Source organism: uncultured Methylibium sp. (genome assembly GCF_902826655.1).
Lineage (GTDB): Bacteria > Pseudomonadota > Gammaproteobacteria > Burkholderiales > Burkholderiaceae_C > Methylibium.
The window spans coordinates 1-2,881 of the sequence record NZ_CADEFR010000126.1; the positions used below are offsets into that span (position 1 = coordinate 1).

At 65.6% G+C, this 2,881-nt stretch carries 3 protein-coding genes; all 3 read right to left on the reverse strand.

Annotated features, from left to right (window positions below; genetic code table 11):
* Positions 1-727 (reverse strand): ketol-acid reductoisomerase (gene ilvC, locus QZV97_RS20675; protein WP_295647277.1); only part of this gene is annotated, 727 nt, incomplete at its 3' end.
* Between the two features lie 43 nt (positions 728-770).
* The gene (ilvN, locus tag QZV97_RS20680) at positions 771-1,262 is read right to left on the reverse strand and encodes an acetolactate synthase small subunit (RefSeq protein ID WP_295647279.1); all 492 of its coding nucleotides are present in this window, start codon (positions 1,260-1,262) and stop codon (positions 771-773) included.
* A gap of 165 nt (positions 1,263-1,427) precedes the next feature.
* Positions 1,428-2,881, reverse strand: a 1,454-nt coding sequence (gene ilvB, locus QZV97_RS20685) for a biosynthetic-type acetolactate synthase large subunit (protein WP_295647281.1), incomplete at its 5' end; no start/stop codon positions are given.

Genomic DNA, 2,881 nt, shown 5'->3' on the forward strand with positions numbered 1-2,881 from the left:
TGCCGCCCTCGTAGATGAGGTCGACGATCAGCTTCACCTCGTGCAGGCACTCGAAGTAGGCCATCTCCGGCGCGTAGCCGGCCTCGACCAGCGTCTCGAAGCCCGCCTTGATCAGTTCCACCGTGCCGCCGCACAGCACGGCCTGCTCGCCGAACAGGTCGGTCTCGGTCTCCTCGCGGAAGTTGGTCTCGATGATGCCGGCCTTGCCGCCGCCGTTGGCAGCCGCATAGCTCAGGGCCAGATCGCGCGCCTTGCCGGACTTGTCGGCGTGCACCGCGATCAGGTGCGGCACGCCGCCGCCCTGCGTGTAGGTGTTGCGCACCGTGTGGCCGGGCGCCTTGGGCGCCACCATCCAGACGTCGAGGTCGCCGCGCGGCACCACCTGGCCGTAGTGGACATTGAAGCCGTGCGCGAACGCCAGCGACGCGCCCTGCTTGATGTTCGGCTCCACGTCGTTCGCGTAGACCGCAGCGATCTGCTCGTCGGGCAGCAGGATCATCACGACATCGGCGCTCTTCACGGCCTCGGCAACCTCGGCCACCTTGAGGCCGGCCTTCTCGACCTTGCCCCAGCTCGCGCCGCCGCGGCGCAGGCCGACGGTGACCTTGACACCGCTGTCGTTGAGGTTCTGCGCGTGCGCATGGCCCTGCGAGCCGTAACCGATGATCGCGACGTTCTTGCCCTTGATCAGGCTCAGGTCGGCGTCCTTGTCGTAATAGACCTTCATGGGGTTCTCCTGTCGAAACTCTGGGGATGGACGAGCGGGGGACTCAGACGCGCAGGATGCGCTCGCCGCGGCCGATGCCGCTGCTTCCGGTACGCACGGTCTCGAGGATGGCGGTCCGGTCGACTGCCTCGATGAACGCGTCGAGCTTGGCGGCATCGCCGGTCAGCTCGATCGTGTAGGTCTTCTCGGTCACGTCGATGACGCGGCCGCGGAAGATGTCGGCCATGCGCTTCATCTCGTCGCGCTCCTTGCCGACGGCGCGCACCTTGATCAGCATCAGGCCGCGTTCGGTGTAGTGGCCCTCGGTCAGGTCGACGACCTTGACCACCTCGATCAAGCGGTTCAGGTGCTTCGTGATCTGCTCGATCACGTCGTCGCTGCCGGTCGTCGTGATCGTCATGCGCGACAGGGACGGATCCTCGGTCGGCGCGACGGTCAGGCTCTCGATGTTGTAGCCGCGAGCCGAGAACAGGGCGACAACGCGCGACAGGGCGCCCGGCTCGTTCTCGAGCAACAAGGCAATGATGTGTTTCATGATGATCGTCCTTCGCGCTCTTCAGGCCGGCGGCGGTAACCGCAGGCCCTTGGCCACGCGCTTCGATGTTCCAAAGAATGGCTCCTGGACCGGACCCGCACACCCTGGCCGCTCCTGGCGGGAGGCCGGCAAGCCCCCTGCCCTCGCGACCACGGCGTCCGGGACTCAGAGGTCTTCGGAGCCCAGCAGCATCTCGGAGATGCCCTTCCCGGCCTGCACCATCGGCCAGACGTTCTCCATCGGGTCGGTGCGCACGTCGAGGAAGACGGTGCGGTCCTTCAGCTTGATGGCCTCGCGCAAGGCAGGCTCCACCTCTGAAGGCTTCTCGATCTTCAGGCCGACGTGCCCGTAGGCCTCGGCCAGCTTCACGAAATCGGGCAGCGCATCCATGTAGCTGTGCGAGTAGCGGCCGCCATAGTCCAGTTCCTGCCACTGCCGCACCATGCCCAGGTAGCGGTTGTTCAGCGAGATCACCTTCACCGGCGTCTTGTACTGCAGGCAGGTCGACAGTTCCTGGATGCACATCTGGATCGAGCCTTCGCCGGTCACGCAGAACACGTCGGACTCGGGCTTGGCGAGCTTGATGCCCATCGCGTACGGCAGGCCCACGCCCATCGTGCCCAGGCCGCCGGAGTTGATCCAGCGTCGCGGCTCGTCGAAGCGGTAGTACTGCGCCGCCCACATCTGATGCTGACCGACATCGGACGTGATGTAGGCATCGCGCTCGCGGGTCAGCTCCCAGAGCTTCTCGATCACGTACTGCGGCTTGATGACCTCGTCCGAGCCCTTGTACTTCAGGCAGTCCCGGCCGCGCCATTCGGCGATCTGCTTCCACCAGGCCGACAGGGCCGAGGAGTCCGGGCGGGCCTGCGCCTCCTTGATCTGGGCGATCAGTTCCTGCAGCACGTCCTTCACGTCGCCGACGATCGGGATGTCGACCTTCACGCGCTTGGAGATGCTGGACGGGTCGATGTCGATGTGGACAATCTTGCGCTCGACCGAGGCGAAGTGCTTGGGATTGCCGATCACCCGGTCGTCGAAGCGCGCACCGACGGCGAGCAGGACGTCGCAGTTCTGCATCGTCATGTTGGCTTCGTAGGTGCCATGCATGCCCAGCATGCCCAGGAAGCGTGGGTCGGTCGCCGGGAAGGCGCCGAGCCCCATGAGGGTGTTGGTGCAGGGGTAGCCGAGCAGATCGACCAGCTGCCGCAGTTCCACCGAGGCATTGCCGAGGATCACGCCGCCGCCGGTGTAGATGTACGGGCGCTTCGCTGCCAGCAACAACTGCACGGCCTTGCGAATCTGCCCGCTGTGGCCCTTCTTGGCCGGGTTGTAGGACCGCATCTCCACATGGGCTGGGTAGTGGAAAGGCGCGGTCTTCAGCGAGACATCCTTCGGCACGTCGACCACCACCGGCCCCGGACGGCCGGTGCGTGCGATGTGGAAGGCCTTCTTCATCGTCATCGCCAGGTCGCGCACGTCCTTGACCAGGAAGTTGTGCTTGACGATCGGGCGGGTGATGCCGACGGTGTCGCATTCCTGGAAAGCGTCCAGGCCGATGGCGGGCGTCGGCACCTGCCCGGTGATGATCACCATCGGGATCGAGTCCATGTAGGCCG